The organism is Peribacillus sedimenti, assembly GCF_046237635.1.
Lineage (GTDB): Bacteria > Bacillota > Bacilli > Bacillales > DSM-1321 > Peribacillus > Peribacillus sedimenti.
Genome location: NZ_CP143547.1, coordinates 3,928,590 through 3,948,867, shown reverse-complemented (window position 1 = coordinate 3,948,867; position 20,278 = coordinate 3,928,590). Strand labels below are relative to the sequence as shown.

The window sequence follows — 20,278 nt, the reverse complement described above, 5'->3', positions numbered from 1 at the left end:
AGAGGTACAAACATGAAAGTAGCCATAATTGGAGCCATGGAAGAAGAAGTCACAATCCTCAGGGAGCAAATTGCAGGTTTAGAACAGACAACCATCGCCGGCTGTGAGTTCAATACAGGCAGACTGAATGGTATTGAAGTCATTTTATTGAAATCTGGCATTGGAAAGGTGAATGCAGCAATGTCCACAGCGATCCTGCTTGAGAAATTCAATCCCGATGCCATTATTAATACTGGTTCAGCCGGAGGATATCTTTCTTCCCTAAACGTGGGTGATGTTGTCATCTCAACGGAGGCTCGCCATCATGATGTCGATGTGACTATTTTCGGTTATGAATATGGGCAGGTTCCGCAAATGCCTGCAGCATTTGCTGCTGATGAAAAGCTCATAAGTATTGCTAAGGAGGCTGCTGAGCAAATTACAGATATACAGGTAGCCAGCGGGCTGATTGTAACTGGAGATTCCTTCATGAATGACCCAGAACGGGTGGAATTTGTCAGAGGGAAATTCAGCAATTTACACGCTGTGGAAATGGAAGCCGCAGCCATCGCCCAGGTAGCATACCAGTTTAAGATTCCGTTTGTTATTATCCGCTCCCTTTCGGACATTGCGGGGAAGGAATCGAATGTCTCTTTTGAACAGTATCTTGAAAAGGCTGCCGTCAATTCTTCGAATCTAATCTTAAAAATGATTGAAAAAATGAAATGAATGTATGGTTACAATCAAGCATCCAATGAATGCCGAGTATTGGATGTTTCATTTTTTACGGTTGCAGGGGGAAAAGCAGAGAAAGAGCACAGAGGCATGTTTGATATGGCTTCAGGAGGCGAACTCTCTTTGTTGTATTTAACCCATTTGGAAGGTGAAAAAAAGAAATGAAGGTTTATCACAATATTCATGAGTTGATTGGAAATACCCCGATATTAGAATTGACCAGGTTTCCTTTGCCGGAAGGTGTAAGGATATTTGCGAAGCTCGAGTTTTTTAATCCTGGAGGCAGTGTGAAAGACAGACTGGGAAAGGAACTGTTGGATGCAGCAATCAGGGATGGGAATGTCAAGCCTGGAGGAACGATCATTGAACCGACAGCAGGCAATACAGGCATCGGATTGGCCTTGGCAGCAATTAATACTGGAATCGAGGTAATATTCTGTGTACCGGAAAAGTTCAGCATCGAAAAACAGGAATTAATGAAGGCGTTAGGTGCCAGAATCATCCATACTCCAACAAAAGACGGAATGGAAGGTGCGATACAGAAAGCCAAGGAGCTTTTGGAAGAAATACCAAATTCCTATTGTCCACAGCAGTTCGCTAATCCATCCAATCCTGAGGCTTATTATAAAACCATGGGACCAGAAATTTGGGACCAGATGGACGGCAATGTGAATGTATTTGTTGCTGGTGCAGGTACTGGTGGTACATTCGTGGGCACGTCCCGCTACCTGAAGGAAAAAAATCCTGGTCTAAAAAGTGTCATCGTCGAGCCAGTGGGTTCTATTTTAAATGGCGGTGAACCGGGACCTCACAAAACCGAAGGAATAGGTTTGGAATTCCTGCCTGCATATATGGATCGAAGTTATTTCAATGCTATCCACACCATATCTGATGAAGATGCTTTTATCTTTGTTAAAGAGCTTGCATTAAAAGAAGGGCTTTTGGTCGGAAGTTCGTCGGGTGCAGCTTTTGCAGCTGCACTGAGAGAAGCGAAGCAGGCTCCTCCAGGAACCAATATTGTAGTGGTATTTCCAGATTCGAGCGAGCGGTATTTAAGTAAAAAAATTTACCAGGGAGGTATGTAAAATGAAAAAGAAGACTCAATTAATTCACGGCGGGATTTCTGGGGATGAGAAAACTGGTGCAGTTTCCGTGCCAATCTTCCAGGTAAGTACTTACAAGCAGGACGGCCCTGGCAGCCATAGGGGATATGAATATTCACGGACGGGAAATCCAACGAGGTTTGCCCTGGAGGAATTAATAAAAGAATTGGAGGACGGCAAGCGAGGATTTGCATTTGGATCTGGAATGGCGGCCATTACAGCTGTTATGATGCTCTTCAGCCAGGGTGACCATATCCTTCTTACAGATGACATATATGGAGGCTCTTTCCGTGTCATGACAAAGGTACTGAACCGTTTTGGCCTGGAAGCAACATTCATTGATACAAGCGACCTTAGCAACATTCAAAAGGCCATTCAGCCAAATACTAAGGCATTATACATCGAGACGCCAACGAATCCACTATTGAAAATTACAGATATTGAGGCTGCATCTAAAATTGCGAAAGACAATGGTCTTCTTACGATTGTAGATAATACCTTCAGTACCCCATACTGGCAAAATCCGATTTCTTTAGGCGCGGACATCGTTTTGCACAGTGCAACTAAATATATTGGGGGACACAGTGATGTTGTAGCTGGTTTAGTGGTTGTGGGTGATGAAAAGCTTGGTGAAGACCTTCATTTTGTCCAAAATTCAACTGGCGGTATACTGGGACCACAGGATTCATGGTTGCTTATGAGAGGAATCAAAACTCTTGGAATCAGAATGGAAGAGCATGAAGAAAACACTCGTAAAATTGTGGAGTTTCTATCCACTCAAAAAGCAGTAACTAAAATTTATTATCCAGGCATAGAAACGCATCCCAATCATGCAATTGCCAAGAAGCAGTCACGCGGTTTTGGCGGTATGATATCGTTTGATGTGGGAAGTGCTGAAAAAGCCGCTGAAGTCCTAAAAAGGGTTAAATACTTTACTATTGCCGAAAGTCTTGGTGCGGTGGAAAGCTTAATTTCCATTCCTGCACTTATGACACACGCATCCATACCGCAGGAACGCCGTGCAGAGCTCGGCATAACTGACGGGCTGATTCGAGTGTCTGTTGGGCTTGAAGATGCAGAGGATTTAATCGAAGACCTTGAACAGGCTCTACGCGGGTAATCCTCGATAATAGTATTTCTGTGTGCCTTCCCTCTCCCATTAACTTCCCATCATTTACTTGCATGAATTGTGAAAACTGCATGCTACAATGAAGACTGATGATTTAATGTAATAAAGGGAGAAGGGGTTGGCATCTGATGGGTACAAAAAAAACGATGGCTCAAATTCGCTCCAAAATGGTGGATTTTAAACAATATGCAATCACCTTATTATGCGTAGGTATATTCTTTTATCTCGGAAGCGTGATTCCTTCTAAAGGAAAAACGATGTTCGATATGTATGGATTTATGGCAGCTACAATTGTATTTCTTGGTTTGTCCGTTGTATTTTTTATAAAATCTTCAAAATATAATAAGCAGCTGTCTGAAATGGACGACTCCTTATGAATAGACAAAGGCTCAATCTCCGACCCGGGGTTCGAGCCTTTTTATTTTGGAAGGCGTTTTTTTAGACCTGATTTTCTGACACCTGATCACAGAGAAATCAGCTTGTTACCCATCAATACTTCACGCACAGGCTCCGTCTTTAGGAATAGCGATATTGGGAGCCCTTGGATAACCGGTCTTTTCTTTAAATAAAAAAGGAAGTTTATAGAAATAAATTAAATTTAAGGTTTACAATTCCCTTTATATTGGATATACTTACCAATGTAAGATAAAATCTGCTAAAGGAGGTCGAAGGAAAATGACTTATATTGTGGGAATTAAATGCACAACTCAATATTTAAATCATTACATTATCGACCTGAATGGCGCAGATTTCATGTATGTTTAACAATCCATGAAATGATGAATGCATTAATATGCCGCAGGGAAAGTTAATGTACCCTGCGGCTTTATTATGCCTTGGCCGCAGAGGACTGTACTCTTCTGCGGCCTTTTTGTGTCCATTTTATGCGGCTGGTACAGGAAATATAAGGAGGAGGTGATAGAGATGACCTTAAATTTACTTTTTTTCACAGTAACATTCCATACGAACCAATTGTCAGTAGAAGAATGTATCCAAGAACAAGAGGCGAAAAAGCTTCGGGACCAATATATCAACAAAGGATTGATTCATCGTAATCTTTAATTCAAAAAATAACATGCCACAAGATATCGGGAGGTGAAAGGGAATGACACTGAATCTTCTATTTTTTACGATCACAATTAAGAATAAAACAATGACAGCTCATGAAGCCATCCAAGAAGAAAAAATCAATAAGCTCCGCAACGAATATTTAAATAAAGCAATCATGCACCGCAATTTATAATAATAAGATACAGAAGGGATGGAGAATGATGGATATCATGCATAATGGAATTTCGTTTCGTCAGGAAGTAGATACCCCCTGAAAATAAAACAGAGGAGGTGATATATATGACGCTAAATATGTTATTTTTTACTATTACGTTTAAAAGAAATAAAGAAACAGCCGAAGAATACCTTCATCGTGAAAGAATAGAAAAACTTAGAGATGAATACATGAATAAAGCAATCATGTACAGAATGATGTGAATAACCTACAAATATAGAAAAGGTGGAGATGAATATGGGAACAACAATACAATATGGAATGAAGTTTTGCTTATGGAATCAGAAGGATACTGGCTAACGTTGCCTTTTGTTCCAATGTCAGATGTGTCACGGGTTTGTAATTATTTGTTAAAGAAACGTTCAAATTTGTTTGAACGGAGGGCCTGGAAAGCATGTTACCTTTAAAGAAAGATAGGTAAAGGAGTGTTTTCCATGTTCTCAATCGTTATGGCACTTGTTGTAACTTCCGTCATTGGTATTGTTATTGCTGCGGAAATAACAGTAGAGGCAGAATGACATAATGAAATAATAATGATTGCCAGTCCTCCTTGCTCATGCAACTTTGCATGAGTTTTTTACATTGAACAGACATTACCCAACTGGGACTTGTGTCTTAAAATCTTTTAGTACAGACACAGACGCGCCTTGCCCCGCATAGTAATTAACATAGGCAAACGTCCAATAAATCAGCGGGGGTGGCAGGATGCCGGATATTTTGACAGCGATCGGTTACCTAGTCAAGGAGTTTTATCTATTAGTATCGTATGTAAAGAACAATGCGTTTCCACAGCCCTTATCCGCAAAAGAGGAACGAAAATACTTACAGCTGATGGCACAGGGAGACAGTGATGCAAGGAACATATTGATCGAGCACAATCTTCGTTTGGTGGCTCATATTGTGAAAAAGTTTGAGAACACTGGTGAAGATACTGAAGATATGATTTCAATTGGGACAATTGGTTTAATAAAAGCCATTGAAAGCTTTTCAGAAGGAAAAGGTACGAAGCTCGCAACTTATGCGGCGCGCTGTATCGAAAATGAAATCCTGATGCATTTACGGGCAACCAAGAAAACAAAAAAGGATGTTTCCCTGCATGATCCAATCGGGCAAGACAAAGAGGGAAATGAAATTTCATTGATAGATGTTCTAAAGTCGGAATCAGAGGACGTTGTTGACACCATCCAGCTGAATATGGAAATAGAAAAGGTCAAGAAGTATATTGATATTTTAGATGAACGTGAAAAAGAGGTAATTGTAGGAAGATTCGGGCTTGATTTGAAAAAGGAAAAAACACAGCGGGAAATAGCAAAAGAGCTTGGGATTTCCAGAAGCTATGTATCAAGGATAGAAAAGAGGGCACTGATGAAAATGTTCCACGAATTTTATCGTGCTGAAAAGGAGAAAAAGAAAGGCTGACTTAACACGTATCATCAGTGGGGGCGACTTTAATTTACCCATTTTTCGCCATCGGCAACTCGGCTGTTTAATTAGTTCAAAACCACATATGCTGGACCAAAGTAAAAGGCTGCAAAGAAAACATGCAGCCTTTTACTATATTAAAAAAACTAAACTGGAGTTATGCACTGATAAATAGAAAAATTCTGAAAAAGAGTCTATAATGAATGGAAAGGAGGCATATCAATGTCATATTCATTAACTTGGGATTTAGATGTATTTTTCAATGGAGGCAGCTCCTCAGAAGAATTCGAGCAATATTTGCTGGGGCTTAATGACGATATTCATAAGTTTGAAACCATAGTAAACGGTTGGAACGTTAAATCCGAGGAAAAGGATGCACAGCTTTTAGAGAATGTTGTTGAACTGTTCAGCGAAACAAGCAAGAGGATCCGGCAGGCGGGAGCTTTCGTAAGCTGTCTGGAAGCCCAGGATACAACAGACCGTAAGGCAAATGATTTGAGGGCTCGGGTGACCACATACAGTGCAGCATTCCAAAATGCTTTGACAAAATTCGATCAAAAGCTTGTGCAGCTTGACGACGAGTTTTTTCATAAGACAGTTAATACAGGTACTTTTAAACAGCTTACATACATATTGAACGAACGCCGTGAAAGAGCAATTGAAAAATTGTCCGTGGAAGAGGAGTCGCTGATCAATCAACTGGCAATTGACGGCTATCACGGATGGAGCCGGATGTATGACACGATTGTAAGTACAATCACAATCCCGTTCGAAGAAAATGGTGAAGTGAAACAGCTTTCTGTTGGTCAGGCGTCCAATAAGTTCTCAGATCCGGACCCTGAAGTAAGGAAAAGTATATTTACGGCATGGGAAAAAGCATGGGAAGAGAAGAGTGACCTGCTCGCGAACACTCTTAACCATTTGGCTGGATTCCGATTAAATGTCTATAAGAAACGCGGCTGGGAAGATGTGTTGAAGGAGCCGCTGGAAATTAACAGGATGAAAAAAGCAACACTTGACAGCATGTGGAGTGTCATTGCTGAGAATAAAGAGCCACTCGTCAGATTCCTAAACAGGAAAGCAGAGCTGCTGGGACTTGAGAAGCTTAGCTGGAAAGATCTGGACGCCCCGTTGAATCTCACATCGGAACCAAATGTCATGTCATACCAGGAAGGTGCGGAATTCATACTGAAGCACTTTGCCAAGTTTGGAAATCAGCTGGAGGACTTTACAAAAAACGCATTTGAAAAAAGCTGGATCGAGGCAGAGGATCGCCCAAACAAGCGTCCTGGAGGTTTCTGTACTGGTTTCCCTGTCAGCGGAGAATCAAGGATTTTTATGACCTATTCAGGAACACCGTCAAATGTATCCACACTTGCCCATGAGCTTGGACATGCGTTTCACTCTTACGCTCTAAAGGATACTCACCAGCTGAACCGTGGCTACGCCATGAATGTTGCCGAAACAGCTTCTACTTTTGCAGAGATGATTGTGGCGGACGCATCTGTCAAAGAAGCTAAGAATGAACAAGAAAAATTAGCCTTGTTAGAGGACAAGGTTCAAAGATCCGTAGCTCTCTTAATGAACATTCATGCAAGATTCTTATTTGAAACAAGATTCTATGAAGAACGGAAACAAGGAATAGTTAGTGCAAAAAGGCTTAACGACCTTATGCTTGAAGCGCAGAGAGAAGCATACGGTAATGCGCTTGCCGATTACCATCCTGCATTTTGGGGATCCAAACTCCATTTCTATATCACGGGAGTTCCCTTTTACAACTTCCCGTACACTTTTGGATTCTTATTCTCTCTTGGAATTTATGCCAAAGCTCTGGAAGAAGGACATGGATTCGAAGAAAAATATATCGCATTGCTAAAGGATACAGGTTCAATGCCTGTGGAAGAGCTTGCGAAAAAACACCTGAATGCGGATTTGACGACTCGGGAGTTCTGGGAACAAGCTGTAGGCGCATGCCTAAAGGATGTAGAAGAATTCCTGGCTCTTACTGAATCTGTTACACCACGGGCATAATATTATATTTTCCAGATGCGAATGCATCGATGAATAAAAAAACCCCCGGGAATAGGGGCTAAGACTGTAGACAATCACGATGAAAAATCGAGTTTGCCTACAGTCTTTCTTATTTCGTCTGTTAACGGGGCTCGGTGATTTTTTTTGCAGGCGCTTCGCTTCCCGCGGGGCGGGCGGTCAGCATCCTCGTCGCTGCCCTCACCTGTCCCCCAGGAGTCTTTCGAGCCTGGAACGAAAATAAACAGCTGGTTCCAAGGTTATTATAGAACGATCCACCAGTCTATCTTAAAATGAATACCTAACATGATTGAGGTAGTGAAGATGCTTCCGGGACCTATCCCAAAGAGCAATTAGAGACGGTTACTTTATATGAACTTATCCTGCAGCTATTTGACCTGGCGGGGGCGAATCAAAGGGCTAAAACCATGGCTCTATTTGCTGAAAAACAAAGGAGATTGCAAAAAGGGGTTCGGAATGTTTCCATTCCGAACCCCTTTTATCGACAATGTGAACCCCGGCAAAAGGGGGCTTTCTTTGTATACCTATTCTATCATCCTGAAAATAACTATATCTTAAAACTGCCAAAACTGTTAAACTTTTTTTAGTTTGAATGGACTGACCATCAAGAAGGATAATATAATCATTAAAGATAAGAAATACGCAGGATGCCAATGTGGAATTGCCAGAAAGCTAAGGGTGGCAAAGCATCCAGCGGCAGTAATCGGGAGCCCGGTAAAATAACCATTGTTTTCAGAAATATTGAATCGAGCGAGGCGGAAAGCGCCGCAGCCAATAAAGAAAACCGTAAAGAATGTGCCTGGGGCACCAAATTCATCCAGAATACCTTGATAGATTAATAGAGCTGGTGCAACCCCGAAGGAAATAATGTCACACATTGAATCCAGCTGTTTGCCAAGTTCTGATTCACAATTGAACTTCCGCGCAATCATTCCGTCGAACCGGTCGGCAAGGGCTGCAAGGAAGATTAGCAGCAAACCCAGGTTCATGTCGCCTTTAATAATTGCTATTATCGCAAACCCGCCAAGGGATAAGTTTGTCAATGTTATAATGTTTGCCGTCTGTGTCTTTAGTTTTTTGATTGTGTTGTCCAGTACGTTTGATATCATTATCTACTTCACTCCTCTCCCGAACTGGAAATTAAAAAACCAAATCATTATATTATATAATAATATTTTATGACTCATATTATATGCAACATTTATTTTAGTTAATGAGGTGAACGGAGTTTGTTACAGCCTATATACAGATTGCTCATTGAGCTTACAAACGGAAGGATTATATCGGAAGCGTTAAAAAGGTTCAGCCAGTCAAGGTGGAGTAAACCTTTAATTTCTTCATATATATCATTGTTTAACATAAATAAGGGTGAAATAGAGCAAGACATATCGAAATTTACTACATTGCATGATTTATTTACAAGAAGGCTAAAAGCTGGTGCAAGAAAAATTGATGAGGCGGAAAATGCGGTAGTCAGTCCAGTAGATGGAGTTATGGAGGACTATGGGGTGATCAGCAATGAGAGGGTGATCGCTGTAAAAGGCAAAGATTACTCTATAGGTGAAATGCTCGGGGATGATGATGAACTGAAGAAATATTCTGGCGGGAGCTATATGGTACTTTACTTAAGTCCAAGCCACTATCACCGAATACATTCACCAGTATCCGGAAAAGTTGTAAAACGCTGGGTTCTTGGAAAGAAATCTTATCCTGTGAATAATTGGGGTATGAGGTATGGCAGGCAGCCTTTATCCAAGAATTATCGAAATATATCAGAATTGGAGCACAAAGGAACACATATAGCCGTTGTAAAAGTTGGAGCGATGTTTGTTAACTCGATCATCATTACAGACCAGTCCAAGGACCTGCACAGAGGACAGGAATTTGCTTATTTTAGTTTTGGTTCCACGGTTGTTTTGCTGTTTGAAAGAAACGCTTTTCGAATTAAAGAGCCCCTGACACTTCCAAAGGATGTAAGGGTAGGAGAAGTAATCGGATTCATTGAAAGTGCAAAATAAGTTTATATAACATTCGAGTTAAAAATACTATAAAAAAATAAAACATAGTAAAATGGAGACTGACATTCCCTGCCAGTCTCCTAATTAAATTAATTGATGATTTTATGTGCGAGTGAACGCCGATGGATTTCTGTCTCAATAAGGAGGATAAACTCTAAGCTCAGTTTTAATTTTTGTGCTTTGTAATATGATTCGATCAATAAGTCGTCTGATAGTTTATTCATATATCTGCCTAGCGGCTATACACCTCCAGTAAAGTAATGAGAAGAAGATTATATCAGTCATGGAAATGAAGTTCCTCGGTGTATCCTTACTCTATCAAAAAAAAGACCTAGGAACAACCGTTCTGTTATCCACAGGAAACGGTGGATAAATTGTGGTTAACTTGTTTATAAATATGTGGATTCAAAAGTATGACTGTATAAATTTTGTGTATAATTTTATCCACAATATGGAATAAACGAAGATTTTGTCGAAAAATTATTATCGAATTTTGCAAATACTCTTAATAAAGAATCTGCATCTATACAAAATATCTACTTCCTGCTATACTTTCTATTTTCTGCTATACTATTTTTTATGGCTGAAATCAGTGTTATTTTGAAAGAAACAGGGAAATTCGCTATGATGAATTTGTTATAATATGCATTTGGTATATAGGAAACACTATTTCCCGATGATGAACGAGCGTATAAATAATGGATGTCAACTGAATAAATTTAAGTAGAGGTGTGAAGCTTGCTTAATAATTTTTTACCCAGTGAACATGTTAAAAGCATATTCCATATCACTCCAGAAAAACTGAAGGAGAAAGGCATTAAAGGGATCATTACAGATCTTGACAATACACTTGTCGAGTGGGACCGGCCGACAGCCACGCCAAAATTGATAGAGTGGTTCGATAATATGCGGGAACACGGGATTTTAGTGACCATCGTATCTAATAATAATGAAATGAGAGTAAAATCTTTTTCAGATCCTCTTCAGATTCCATTTATATTTCAGGCACGCAAGCCCATGTCCAGAGCGTTCAACCGGGCCATCAAAGAAATGGGATTAAAAAGGGAAGAAACGGTAGTGATCGGTGACCAGCTTTTGACCGATGTTTTGGGTGGAAACCGCAGCGGCTTTCATACCATACTTGTGGTGCCAGTGGCACAGACAGATGGATTTGCTACGCGTTTTAATCGTATGATAGAAAGAAGGCTCCTGTCTTTCTTTAGACGCAGAGGGATGTTACAGTGGGAGGATACTAATGACAAATCATGATGAAGTGGTCTGTATTGGATGCGGTGTCAAAGTCCAAACCGAAAATCCGGCAGTATTAGGATATGCGCCCCAATCAGCTCTTGAAAAGGATACCGTCATATGCCAGCGATGTTTTAGGCTGAAACATTATAATGAGGTGCAGGATGTTTCACTTACCGATGACGATTTCTTAAAAATATTGAATGAAGTTGGGAAGACGGATTCCCTAATTGTAAAAATCGTGGATATATTTGATTTCAATGGGAGCTGGCTTCCGGGACTGCACCGCTTTGTCGGGAACAATGATGTGCTGTTGATAGGAAACAAGGTTGATTTGCTGCCCAAGTCTGTAAAGCATAACAGGCTGATTAACTGGATGAAGGATTCATCAAAAGAGCTGGGCCTCAATCCAATCGATATTCTCCTTGTGAGTGCATCTAAAGGACAGTATATACGTGACGCAGCACAAGCTATTGACAGTTACAGAAAAGGCAAGGATGTATACGTAGTAGGTGCTACAAACGTTGGAAAGTCTACATTCATCAACAGGCTGATCAAAGAAGTGACGGGAGAGGGAGATATTATAACGACCTCTCATTTTCCTGGCACTACTCTTGATACGATTGAAATCCCGCTTGACGATGGCAGGTCGCTTATTGATACTCCGGGGATTATTAATCATCATCAAATGGCTCATTTCGTAGATAAACGGGACTTAAAAGTCATTACTCCGAAAAAAGAAATAAAGCCCAAGGTGTACCAGCTTAATGAACAGCAGACTTTATTTTTTGGAGGCCTGGCCAGGTTTGATTATGTATCAGGCGGCAGGAGGTCATTTACCTGCTATATATCCAACGAGCTTAATATTCACCGTACAAAGCTTGAAAATGCAGATGAGCTATATCAAAACCATGTTGGTGAAATGCTGGTACCGCCACGTGAAGATCAGCTCGATGGTTTTCCAAAGATGGCATCATTTGAATTTACCATAAAAGAAGGAAAAATGGACGTAGTATTTTCAGGGCTTGGCTGGGTAACGGTAAATGAGCCAGGTGCCCATATTATCGCCCATGTTCCCGAAGGGGTAAATGTAATGGTCCGTAAATCATTAATTTAGTTGAAGGTGACGAGGATGATCAAAGTGTATGGCGTTATAGGAGATCCAATCTCTCATTCAGTATCGCCGGATATCCATAATGATGCATTTTCCCGTTATAACCTGAATTCCTTTTACCATCATTTTCATGTGACACCTACGAAATTGGAAGACGCGGTTAAGGGAATGAAAGCCATTGGCGTGAGGGGATTCAACGTTACAATCCCTCATAAAACTGCAATCATTCCGCATCTGGATGAGGTAGATGAAACAGCCCGTGCAATTGGTGCGGTCAACACGGTTGTAAACAGGAATGGGCGTTTTGTAGGGTATAATACGGATGGTTTCGGATACCTTTTAGCATTAAAGGAAGAATATAATCAAAGCTTGGATGATAAAAGGATCTTACTGATCGGAGCAGGCGGAGCCGCAAGAGGCATTTATTGCACACTGGTAAAAGAAGGTATTGCAAATGTGGACATTGCCAATCGCACTGTTGAAAAGGCAAAGGAGCTTGTGAATGACTGTCCGTATGAAAATCATACGAGAGTGTTTTCCATTCATGAAGCTGAAACCAATTTGAATCAATATGATATCTTGATAAACACCACTCCGGAAGGGATGAGTCCGCATACGGAGAGGATGCCATTACAATTGCACAAACTAAAAAATGATGCTTTTGTCAGTGATATTATTTATAACCCTCTTAAAACTAAATTGCTTGAAGCTGCTGAACAAAAACAGGCAATGATTCAAAACGGCCTTGGCATGTTTGCATTCCAGGCTGCTTTGGCATTTGAAATATGGACAGGCATCTTTCCCGAAGTGGAGAGAATGAAACAGATTGTCCTTAACAAACTTGGAGGTACTGAATGTTAACAGGAAAACAAAAAAGATTCTTGCGTTCTAAAGCACACCATCTCAATCCGATTTTCCAGGTGGGCAAGGGCGGAGTGAACGAAAATTTAATTAAACAAATAAGCGATGCGTTGGAAGCGCGTGAACTGCTTAAGATCAGCGTGCTCCAAAACTGCGAGGAAGACCGCGATGTCGTTGCAGATGCACTGGCAGCTGGTTCGAAGGCTGAACTTGTACAGGTAATTGGCAACACAATTGTTTTATACAAGGAATCCAGGGAAAATAAACAAATAATACTACCGTAATGAATGGGTGGGGCCAGTGAAAAAAATCGGGATACTTGGCGGTACATTTGACCCTCCGCATATAGGCCATTTAATTGTAGCAAATGAAGTGTTTCATGCCCTGCAGCTTGATGAAATTAGGTTCATGCCTAACCATACGCCGCCCCATAAACGAAAGACGAATAAAGTTTCGGATTCAGATAGATTAAACATGCTAAAGATTGCAGTGAAAGACCATCCTGGCTTTTTTGTAGAAGAGATTGAATTGCATCGTGACGGGGCTTCATTTACCTACGATACAATGGTCGAGCTGAATAGCCTTGAACCGGAAAGCAGTTTTTATTTTATCATAGGGGCGGATATGATCGAATATCTCCCTAAATGGCATAAAATCGATGAACTGCTTCAATTAGTACAATTCGTAGGAGTGAAAAGGCCAACCTACAACGATGTTACTGAATATCCAGTGAGGATGGTGGATATCCCTGAAATGGTCATTTCCTCTTCAATGATTCGGGACAAAATATGGAATCGGCAAACAATAAAGTACTTACTTCCTGATTCCGTTATAAAATATATTGAGGAGAATCATCTGTATGAATCGTGAGGAAGCGCTTCGGCTGGTAAAAGAGCAAATAACGGAACATCGCTACATCCATACACTTGGCGTAGTGGATACAGCGTTACAATTGGCCAAAAGATTCGGGGGAGATACCCAAAAAGCGGAATTGGCAGCCATTTTTCATGATTATGCAAAATTCAGGCCGAAGGAAGAAATGAAAGAAATCATTATTTCGCAGAATATGCGGGAAGATTTACTCGTATATAATCCAGAATTATGGCATGCGCCTGTCGGTGCTTTTCTTGTTGAAAAGGAAGCAGGGATAACCGATCGAGAGGTTTTGGATGCAATCAACTATCATACATCGGGCAGGGTAAACATGACCCTTCTGGAAAAGATCATTTTTGTGGCTGACTATATTGAACCGGGCCGCAGTTTCCCTGGGGTGGAAGAAGTAAGGAAAACGGCAGAGAGTGATTTGGACGGGGCCTTAATCCAATCGCTCAGGAATACAATCAGCTTCTTGCTGTTAAGAAATCAAGCCGTCTATCCGGATACATTCCATACGTATAATCATTTAATTTTGAATGCTAAGGAGAAGATTTAATGAACGAACGCGAATTATTAATTACAACAGCCAAAGCTGCTGACGATAAGAGAGCGGAAGACATTGTTGTGTTAAATATGAAAGGAATATCACTTGTTGCAGATTATTTCCTTATATGCCATGGTAATTCTGACAAACAGGTGCAGGCGATCGCCCGCGAGATGAAGGAGAAGGCCGAAGAGAATGGATATACAGTAAACCGCATGGAAGGTTTTGATGAGGCGAAATGGGTCCTTGTAGATTTGGGTGATGTTGTGGCCCATGTTTTCCACAAGGATGAAAGAAGCTATTATAAGCTTGAGCGCTTATGGGGGGATGCACCTGTCGAAGATCTTCAAAGTGAATTAAGCCAATGACGTATGAGCAGTTTGCCTATGTATACGACTTTTTAATGAAGGATGCTCCATATGACAAATGGCTGTATTTCTTGACATCCCGCATGGGAAAATACGGTTTAAAGCAAAAGAGTGTCCTTGATCTGGCATGCGGCACGGGAGAATTTACAATTAAGGCTGCACAAAAAGGCTATTCTGTTTCAGGGGTCGATCTGTCTGAGGAAATGCTAACTATAGCAAGCGAAAAGGCAGCCAATGCAGGAATCCATATCCCTTTGTATCATCAAAATATGGCTGAACTGGAAGGGCTTGGACTCTACGAATGCGTCACTATATTTTGTGATTCATTGAACTATTTGAAGCATCCGGAAGATGTAGAAAGAACATTTGAGCGAGTCCATGCCCATTTGGAGCATGGCGGCCTTTTTATGTTCGATGTCCATTCGGAATTTAAAATTCAAAACATCTTTTTGAATCAAACATTCGCACTAAGTGATGAAGAGGTGTCATATATATGGGAGTCTTTTCCGGGAACAGAAGCACTAAGTGTCGAACATGAATTAAGCTTTTTTGTATTGAACCCAGAGAACGGCTCCTACGATCGCATTGATGAACTGCATTATCAGAGAACATATCCGGTAAATCAATATACCGAATGGCTTAAGGATGCCGGCTTTGAAGTGCTGGAGGTTCTTTCTGATTTAGGGGAACAACCCGTTCAGCAAGGAACAGAGAGGGTCCTTTTTATAGCAAGAAAGAAATAAGGAACAGTATTGCCTATCGATCACGCCTCTTTTCCAACTTTTTTAGGTAGGGATATGCATGAGTAGAAAGGGGCTGTTCCTTTTTATGTTTCACTTTTTTTCTGTATTATGATTGTAAAACAGTCGCTTCCATTCTCGCTATGTTCTTTAAAATCAGGGAAACCAGTTTCTAGGGGGGGATTGTTCACCTGAAAAAATGTGCATGTAAAACTATGTTTTGTAGAAGGAGTTTGTCATGTGGAGATAGAATTCAATAAGAAGTTCCAAACTGCCCCTCGATTTTCTCTAAATCTTCTGCAAATTTCTCCTGTGTCGCCAGAAACAGCTGATAAAATACATCCCCAAGCCCAGCTTCCAACACTTTAATGCCTTCTCCGGTAATACCACCCTTTACACAGACCTTCTCCTGCAAAGCAGGCAATGTAAAAATCTCTTTCCTTAATAAATCACCCAAACCAATAAGCATCTTTTCCGTTAGGATGGTAGCTGTTTTCTCGTCAATGACAGTAGCATGGCAGGCTCCGTCAATAAATGCCCTGGCGATGAAGCTAAAAAAAGCCGGACCGCAGCTGACTATATCCGAGGCCACACGAGTTATTTCATTATTTATTTCAACCGGATTTGAAATGGAGGAGGCAAACCCGGTGATATGCTGCTTCCAGTGCGGGGCACAGCCTTCTCCGAAAGTTAACAGGGATATGCCTGAAAGCGCCCGGTTCGTTATACTCGGTATGAACCGGGCACATGAACAAGGGAGAATGTGCTCCAGCTGCTTTACTGAAATTGGACTAGTAATGGAAACCACACATTGTGACGGGATAATATGGTGGACCATGTCTTCCACAACGCTATGAAACTCTGCCGGCTTTACACAAATGAAGAGAATGTCCGAGGCTTTTACCAATTTTTCTGTACAATCAGCAACCTGCATGCCAGGATGCCATTTCTGCAGATTAAATGCTTTTGCGAGTGTTCGATTGGTTACTGTCACATTGGAAGGTGCAAAAGTGCCTGCCTCAATAAGAGCTTCTGTAAGAATAACGCCCATATTGCCAGTACCGATAACACCCATTCTCATGTTTTTCCCTCCTCTATACAACAATGCTTCCTGTAGAATGCTTAACATTAAAACATATGCAATTTAGCAGAAAAAAATCCCGGAGGTGTCTGTAGTTGAACGGAATTTCCAAGACAAAGCAAGCTGTGATATTAGCTATTTTATTGTGTACGTTTGCTGGTTACTTGTATTTTAATCATAACGGGCAGCAGGAAATGGACGGCGGAATCAATGTGAAACAGGATATGGGCCTGGCAATAGCTGAAAAAGAAACTAGTCCTGGGTTGGAAACAGCAGCAAACATCCCAGAAAAGCCCGCCGTATTAAAAGTCGACGTAAAGGGGGCAGTAAAATCGCCTGGAGTATATATAGCAAAACAGGGAGATCGCATCATTGATTTGGTTAAACAGGCTGGGAATTTTAAATCCAATGCAGATACAAATAGAGTCAATCTTGCACAGCTTGTTGAAGACCAAATGGTTATTTATGTGCCGGCAATCGGAGAGGAAGAAACGACAATCGCTGAATTAAATCAAGCTTTGCCTGGAGATGCCCAGCAGAATGAAGGCAGCCGAGGAGCCCTGATCGATTTAAATACAGCGACCCCGGATGACTTAGATGCCTTGCCGGGGATCGGACCTGCCAGAGCAACTACCATTGTGGAATATAGAGAGCAAAATGGGCCATTCAAAGCGGTCGAGGAACTAAAAAATATATCGGGGATCGGTGATAAGACATTTGAAAAATTAAGGGATATGATTACGGTGAAATAATATTGGCAGGCGTTGGTTACTGTCCAAATCCGGTATTTGGGTTTAGAATGGAGAAAACCTCATAAAGGGCAGGAGAAGCAGAATGGAACGAATTAGTTGGAATGAATATTTCATGGCACAAAGCCAGCTTCTGGCTTTAAGGAGCACTTGTACGCGTTTGACAGTGGGGGCTACCATTGTCCGTGACAAAAGAATTATTGCAGGAGGGTACAATGGTTCAATAGCGGGCGGTGATCATTGTACAGACAAAGGGTGCTATGTAATTGATAATCATTGTGTAAGAACTATCCATGCAGAGATGAATGCGTTGCTGCAGTGCGCAAAATTCGGTGTTCAAACAGCAGATGCAGACATATATGTCACACATTTTCCATGCTTGCAATGCTGTAAATCCATCATTCAGGCGGGGCTCAGATCGGTTTATTACGCCGAGGACTATAAAAACCATCCATATGCTGTTGAATTATTTGCACAAGCCGGGATAAGGACGGTGAAGGTTCCTTCCGATCGAACAGATTCTGATAAGAAAAACTTTGTTCAATCGCTATTGACGAATCTTGAACTTTCAGGAGCAGATCAGGATACAGTAGCTCAATTAAGAGAAGAAGCAAGCATGCTTTTTAGATAACAGTAAACAAAAGAAAGCATAGAGAGGAGCCGAATGAAAACTCTATTGTATTCAGCCATGTCAGCGACCATTGGTGTCATGGCTTTTTTTTCTTGGAACTGGTCAATCGCAATATCGTCAATCATATTCCTCTTTTATCTGCTATGGAAGACTAATCTGCGAAATGTAATGCTCCAGCTTGTGGTCATCGCGATTTTTCTCTGCACTTCTTACATTTCAGACACTCTTCATAAAACCGGTTTAACCGGCCGGGAAACCTCCTTTCATACCACCATTTATGATCTGCCTTCATTTGACGGAGACTTATTTCAGTCACTCGTCCAGCTTCCTTCAGGTGAAAAGCTGCAGCTAAGATACAGGATTCAGACGGTACAAGAGAAAGATATACTGATGGAACGTATGTCCATAGGCATGTCCTGCCAATTTAATGGTGAACTGAATCAGCCGGACATGAGCAGGAACGAGAACGGATTTAATTATCATTCGTATCTGAAACAGCAGGATATTCACTGGATTTTGCAAGCAGAATCTTATTCATTGGAGTCATGCACTGTTTCCAGGCCTTCGATCCTATTCAAGATAAAAAATATTAGGCTCGAAGGAATACATTATATCTCCAGCCTACTTCCGGAAGAAACGAGGGGCTATGTAGCGGCATTGGTGTTTGGAGACAGAAAATTGATACCTGAACACGAATTGTCCGCATATCAGCAATTAGGGTTAATACATCTGCTTGCCGTTTCCGGCTTACACATCAGTTTTCTTGCAGGCTTGGTCTTTTATCTAGGTATCAGGGCAGGGCTGGTAAGGGAACATATGAAGATTTTGCTTACTTTGCTGCTGCCCGTTTATGCCCTATTAACCGGTGCCAGTCCTTCTGTATGGAGGGCATGCCTGATGGCGATGAGTTATTTCGTCCTTTCAATCTTAAAAAAGGAAATATCCTTGGCTGCATCCATACTTGCCGTTTATTTATTCTTGCTCTTCATTCAGCCTTACATGTTATACAATATTGGCTTTCAACTATCCTTTGCTGTATCCTTTGCGATGATATTATCAGCAAACATTTTTTCACAATTCCAAAGCAAGTTATTATTAGGGCTTTTGGTAAGTACTATTTGCCAAATTTCTGCACTGCCAATTCTCCTGTTTCATTTTTACGAGATATCGTTCCTTGGGGTGTTTCTGAACATTATTTTCGTTCCCGTTTATAGTCTCCTCCTTCCGCTTAGCATTATGGCAATCCTTACTCCGCTTATCGTTCCGCACCTTGGCGAATTTTTAATTAGCCTGGTACATTCAATTCTGGTTATTTGTAATAAAGCAGCATTACTATGCTCAGGCCTACCCATCGGGAGCATCGTATTTGGAAAACCGTCTCCTTTTATGATGGCGGCTTTATTATTTTGCCTGCTCCTTATTTTCATAAAATGGGATAAAACGGGAAATCTTTTGTATACAAGAAATTATGTTGCTTTATTAATCATCTTATTGATATCGCAATACAATGTTCAGAAGCTTTCGCCAGCTGGGGAAGTTACTTTTATTGATATTGGTCAAGGGGATTCCATCTTGATTAGCCTACCCTTCAATAAAGGTAACTTTTTGATTGATACGGGTGGATTGGCGGTTTTTGGCCAAGAGGAATGGAAGAAAAGAAAAACCAGTTTCAATACAGGGAAAGATATCATTATACCTTTGCTCAAAAGTAAAGGTATACATCGTTTGGACATGCTGATTTTGACACATCCGGATGCCGACCATATCGGCAGTGTCCAACAGGTTCTTGAAGGTATACCAGTGGAAAGGATTTATATTGGCAAAGACAGTGAAAGTAAGTACAACGCCGGTTTCTTTTATAAGGCTGAGAAAGAGAATATTAATTTAGGTTCGCTTCAGCAGGGCAGCAATTGGACTGTGGGCGACGCCCGATTTTATGTTCTGAATCCCTCGGATGAACAGGAAGATTCAAATGAGTCTTCGGTTGTTATATACGCCGAAATTGGAGGGCTAACCTGGTTATTTACGGGGGATATAGGGGTTTTTTCAGAAAACAAAATCCTCCGGCAGTACCCTGGATTAAAAGCAGATGTACTGAAGGTAGGGCATCACGGGAGCAAGAACTCTACTTCCGAAGAATTTCTAACGTCGCTGCAGCCTAAATATGCCATTATCTCTGTCGGGGAGGAAAATAGATACGGACACCCGCACCAATCCGTTTTGCATTCCTTGTCACAAGCAGGAGCAGTGATCTTACGTACTGATTCACATGGGGGGATTTCCTATCGTTTTAAAAAAAATTGGGGAACATTTTCTACGGAACTGCCATAGTATGACAATGAATCA

Annotated in this window: 24 protein-coding genes; 21 read left to right on the top strand and 3 right to left on the bottom strand. The window is 41.1% G+C overall.

Features of this window, described 5'->3' with window-relative positions:
* Nucleotides 1–12: 12 nt before the first annotated feature.
* From mtnN to V1500_RS19405, 9 genes are all read left to right on the top strand, one after another.
* On the top strand, nucleotides 13–708 hold the full coding sequence (gene mtnN / locus V1500_RS19445; protein ID WP_409301828.1) for a 5'-methylthioadenosine/S-adenosylhomocysteine nucleosidase: 696 nt from the start codon (nucleotides 13–15) through the stop codon (nucleotides 706–708).
* A gap of 167 nt (nucleotides 709–875) precedes the next feature.
* Complete coding sequence (locus V1500_RS19440) at nucleotides 876–1,799, top strand: PLP-dependent cysteine synthase family protein (protein ID WP_409301827.1); 924 nt, start codon at nucleotides 876–878, stop codon at nucleotides 1,797–1,799.
* 1 nt (nucleotide 1,800) lies between these two features.
* A complete protein-coding gene (locus V1500_RS19435) occupies nucleotides 1,801–2,937 on the top strand; it encodes a bifunctional cystathionine gamma-lyase/homocysteine desulfhydrase (protein ID WP_409301825.1) in 1,137 nt (378 codons plus the stop codon).
* A 137-nt stretch (nucleotides 2,938–3,074) separates the two neighbouring features.
* Nucleotides 3,075–3,323, top strand: a complete 249-nt coding sequence (locus V1500_RS19430; RefSeq protein WP_409301823.1) for a YrhC family protein — start codon at nucleotides 3,075–3,077, stop codon at nucleotides 3,321–3,323.
* Between the two features lie 547 nt (nucleotides 3,324–3,870).
* Nucleotides 3,871–4,008, top strand: coding sequence for a YrzI family small protein (locus V1500_RS19425; protein ID WP_409301821.1), 138 nt, complete (start codon nucleotides 3,871–3,873; stop codon nucleotides 4,006–4,008).
* 43 nt (nucleotides 4,009–4,051) lie between these two features.
* A complete protein-coding gene (locus tag V1500_RS19420) occupies nucleotides 4,052–4,189 on the top strand; it encodes a YrzI family small protein (protein WP_409301820.1) in 138 nt (45 codons plus the stop codon).
* Between the two features lie 107 nt (nucleotides 4,190–4,296).
* Entirely contained in the window at nucleotides 4,297–4,434 is a 138-nt protein-coding gene (locus tag V1500_RS19415; protein ID WP_409301819.1) for a YrzI family small protein, read from the top strand.
* 502 nt (nucleotides 4,435–4,936) lie between these two features.
* Nucleotides 4,937–5,650, top strand: coding sequence for an RNA polymerase sporulation sigma factor SigK (sigK, locus tag V1500_RS19410; protein ID WP_409301817.1), 714 nt, complete (start codon nucleotides 4,937–4,939; stop codon nucleotides 5,648–5,650).
* A 225-nt stretch (nucleotides 5,651–5,875) separates the two neighbouring features.
* Entirely contained in the window at nucleotides 5,876–7,684 is a 1,809-nt protein-coding gene (locus tag V1500_RS19405; RefSeq protein WP_409301815.1) for a M3 family oligoendopeptidase, read from the top strand.
* Between the two features lie 590 nt (nucleotides 7,685–8,274).
* Here V1500_RS19405 and pssA read toward each other — a convergent pair.
* Nucleotides 8,275–8,814, bottom strand: coding sequence for a CDP-diacylglycerol--serine O-phosphatidyltransferase (gene pssA / locus V1500_RS19400; protein WP_409306048.1), 540 nt, complete (start codon nucleotides 8,812–8,814; stop codon nucleotides 8,275–8,277).
* A 117-nt stretch (nucleotides 8,815–8,931) separates the two neighbouring features.
* Here pssA and V1500_RS19395 point away from each other — a divergent pair, with 117 nt between their 5' ends.
* Nucleotides 8,932–9,720, top strand: coding sequence for a phosphatidylserine decarboxylase (locus V1500_RS19395; protein ID WP_409301813.1), 789 nt, complete (start codon nucleotides 8,932–8,934; stop codon nucleotides 9,718–9,720).
* 89 nt (nucleotides 9,721–9,809) lie between these two features.
* On the opposite strand, the gene V1500_RS19390 is transcribed toward V1500_RS19395, so the two are convergent.
* Nucleotides 9,810–9,944 carry a sporulation histidine kinase inhibitor Sda gene (locus V1500_RS19390; RefSeq protein WP_409301812.1) on the bottom strand — a complete coding sequence of 45 codons (135 nt, stop codon included), beginning with the start codon at nucleotides 9,942–9,944 and terminating at the stop codon, nucleotides 9,810–9,812.
* A gap of 514 nt (nucleotides 9,945–10,458) precedes the next feature.
* On the opposite strand from V1500_RS19390, the gene V1500_RS19385 reads away from it, so the two are divergent.
* From V1500_RS19385 to V1500_RS19350, 8 genes are read left to right on the top strand one after another with little or no spacing between them, the layout of a single operon-like run.
* The gene (locus V1500_RS19385) at nucleotides 10,459–10,989 is read left to right on the top strand and encodes a YqeG family HAD IIIA-type phosphatase (protein ID WP_409301811.1); all 531 of its coding nucleotides are present in this window, start codon (nucleotides 10,459–10,461) and stop codon (nucleotides 10,987–10,989) included.
* Entirely contained in the window at nucleotides 10,976–12,085 is a 1,110-nt protein-coding gene (yqeH, locus tag V1500_RS19380; protein WP_409301810.1) for a ribosome biogenesis GTPase YqeH, read from the top strand. Before V1500_RS19385 ends, yqeH begins: the two co-directional genes overlap by 14 nt.
* A gap of 15 nt (nucleotides 12,086–12,100) precedes the next feature.
* Nucleotides 12,101–12,943: a shikimate dehydrogenase gene (gene aroE, locus V1500_RS19375; RefSeq protein ID WP_409301808.1), complete on the top strand. Its 843-nt coding sequence runs from the start codon at nucleotides 12,101–12,103 to the stop codon at nucleotides 12,941–12,943.
* Nucleotides 12,937–13,227, top strand: coding sequence for a ribosome assembly RNA-binding protein YhbY (gene yhbY / locus V1500_RS19370; protein WP_409301807.1), 291 nt, complete (start codon nucleotides 12,937–12,939; stop codon nucleotides 13,225–13,227). Before aroE ends, yhbY begins: the two co-directional genes overlap by 7 nt.
* Before the next feature lie 16 nt (nucleotides 13,228–13,243).
* Nucleotides 13,244–13,813 carry a nicotinate-nucleotide adenylyltransferase gene (locus V1500_RS19365; protein WP_409301805.1) on the top strand — a complete coding sequence of 190 codons (570 nt, stop codon included), beginning with the start codon at nucleotides 13,244–13,246 and terminating at the stop codon, nucleotides 13,811–13,813.
* Complete coding sequence (gene yqeK / locus V1500_RS19360) at nucleotides 13,803–14,375, top strand: bis(5'-nucleosyl)-tetraphosphatase (symmetrical) YqeK (RefSeq protein ID WP_409301803.1); 573 nt, start codon at nucleotides 13,803–13,805, stop codon at nucleotides 14,373–14,375. Before V1500_RS19365 ends, yqeK begins: the two co-directional genes overlap by 11 nt.
* A complete protein-coding gene (rsfS, locus tag V1500_RS19355; protein ID WP_409301802.1) occupies nucleotides 14,375–14,731 on the top strand; it encodes a ribosome silencing factor in 357 nt (118 codons plus the stop codon). The genes yqeK and rsfS overlap by 1 nt, the downstream gene beginning before the upstream one ends.
* The gene (locus V1500_RS19350; RefSeq protein ID WP_409301800.1) at nucleotides 14,728–15,474 is read left to right on the top strand and encodes a class I SAM-dependent DNA methyltransferase; all 747 of its coding nucleotides are present in this window, start codon (nucleotides 14,728–14,730) and stop codon (nucleotides 15,472–15,474) included. The genes rsfS and V1500_RS19350 overlap by 4 nt, the downstream gene beginning before the upstream one ends.
* Nucleotides 15,475–15,724: 250 nt before the next feature.
* On the opposite strand, the gene comER is transcribed toward V1500_RS19350, so the two are convergent.
* The gene (gene comER, locus V1500_RS19345; RefSeq protein ID WP_409301798.1) at nucleotides 15,725–16,552 is read right to left on the bottom strand and encodes a late competence protein ComER; all 828 of its coding nucleotides are present in this window, start codon (nucleotides 16,550–16,552) and stop codon (nucleotides 15,725–15,727) included.
* Nucleotides 16,553–16,647: 95 nt separating this feature from the next.
* On the opposite strand from comER, the gene V1500_RS19340 reads away from it, so the two are divergent.
* From V1500_RS19340 to V1500_RS19330, 3 genes are all read left to right on the top strand, one after another.
* Complete coding sequence (locus tag V1500_RS19340; protein WP_409301796.1) at nucleotides 16,648–17,304, top strand: helix-hairpin-helix domain-containing protein; 657 nt, start codon at nucleotides 16,648–16,650, stop codon at nucleotides 17,302–17,304.
* A gap of 82 nt (nucleotides 17,305–17,386) precedes the next feature.
* Entirely contained in the window at nucleotides 17,387–17,932 is a 546-nt protein-coding gene (locus V1500_RS19335; protein ID WP_409301794.1) for a ComE operon protein 2, read from the top strand.
* Nucleotides 17,933–17,965: 33 nt separating this feature from the next.
* A complete protein-coding gene (locus V1500_RS19330) occupies nucleotides 17,966–20,263 on the top strand; it encodes a DNA internalization-related competence protein ComEC/Rec2 (protein WP_409301793.1) in 2,298 nt (765 codons plus the stop codon).
* Nucleotides 20,264–20,278: the final 15 nt, after the last annotated feature.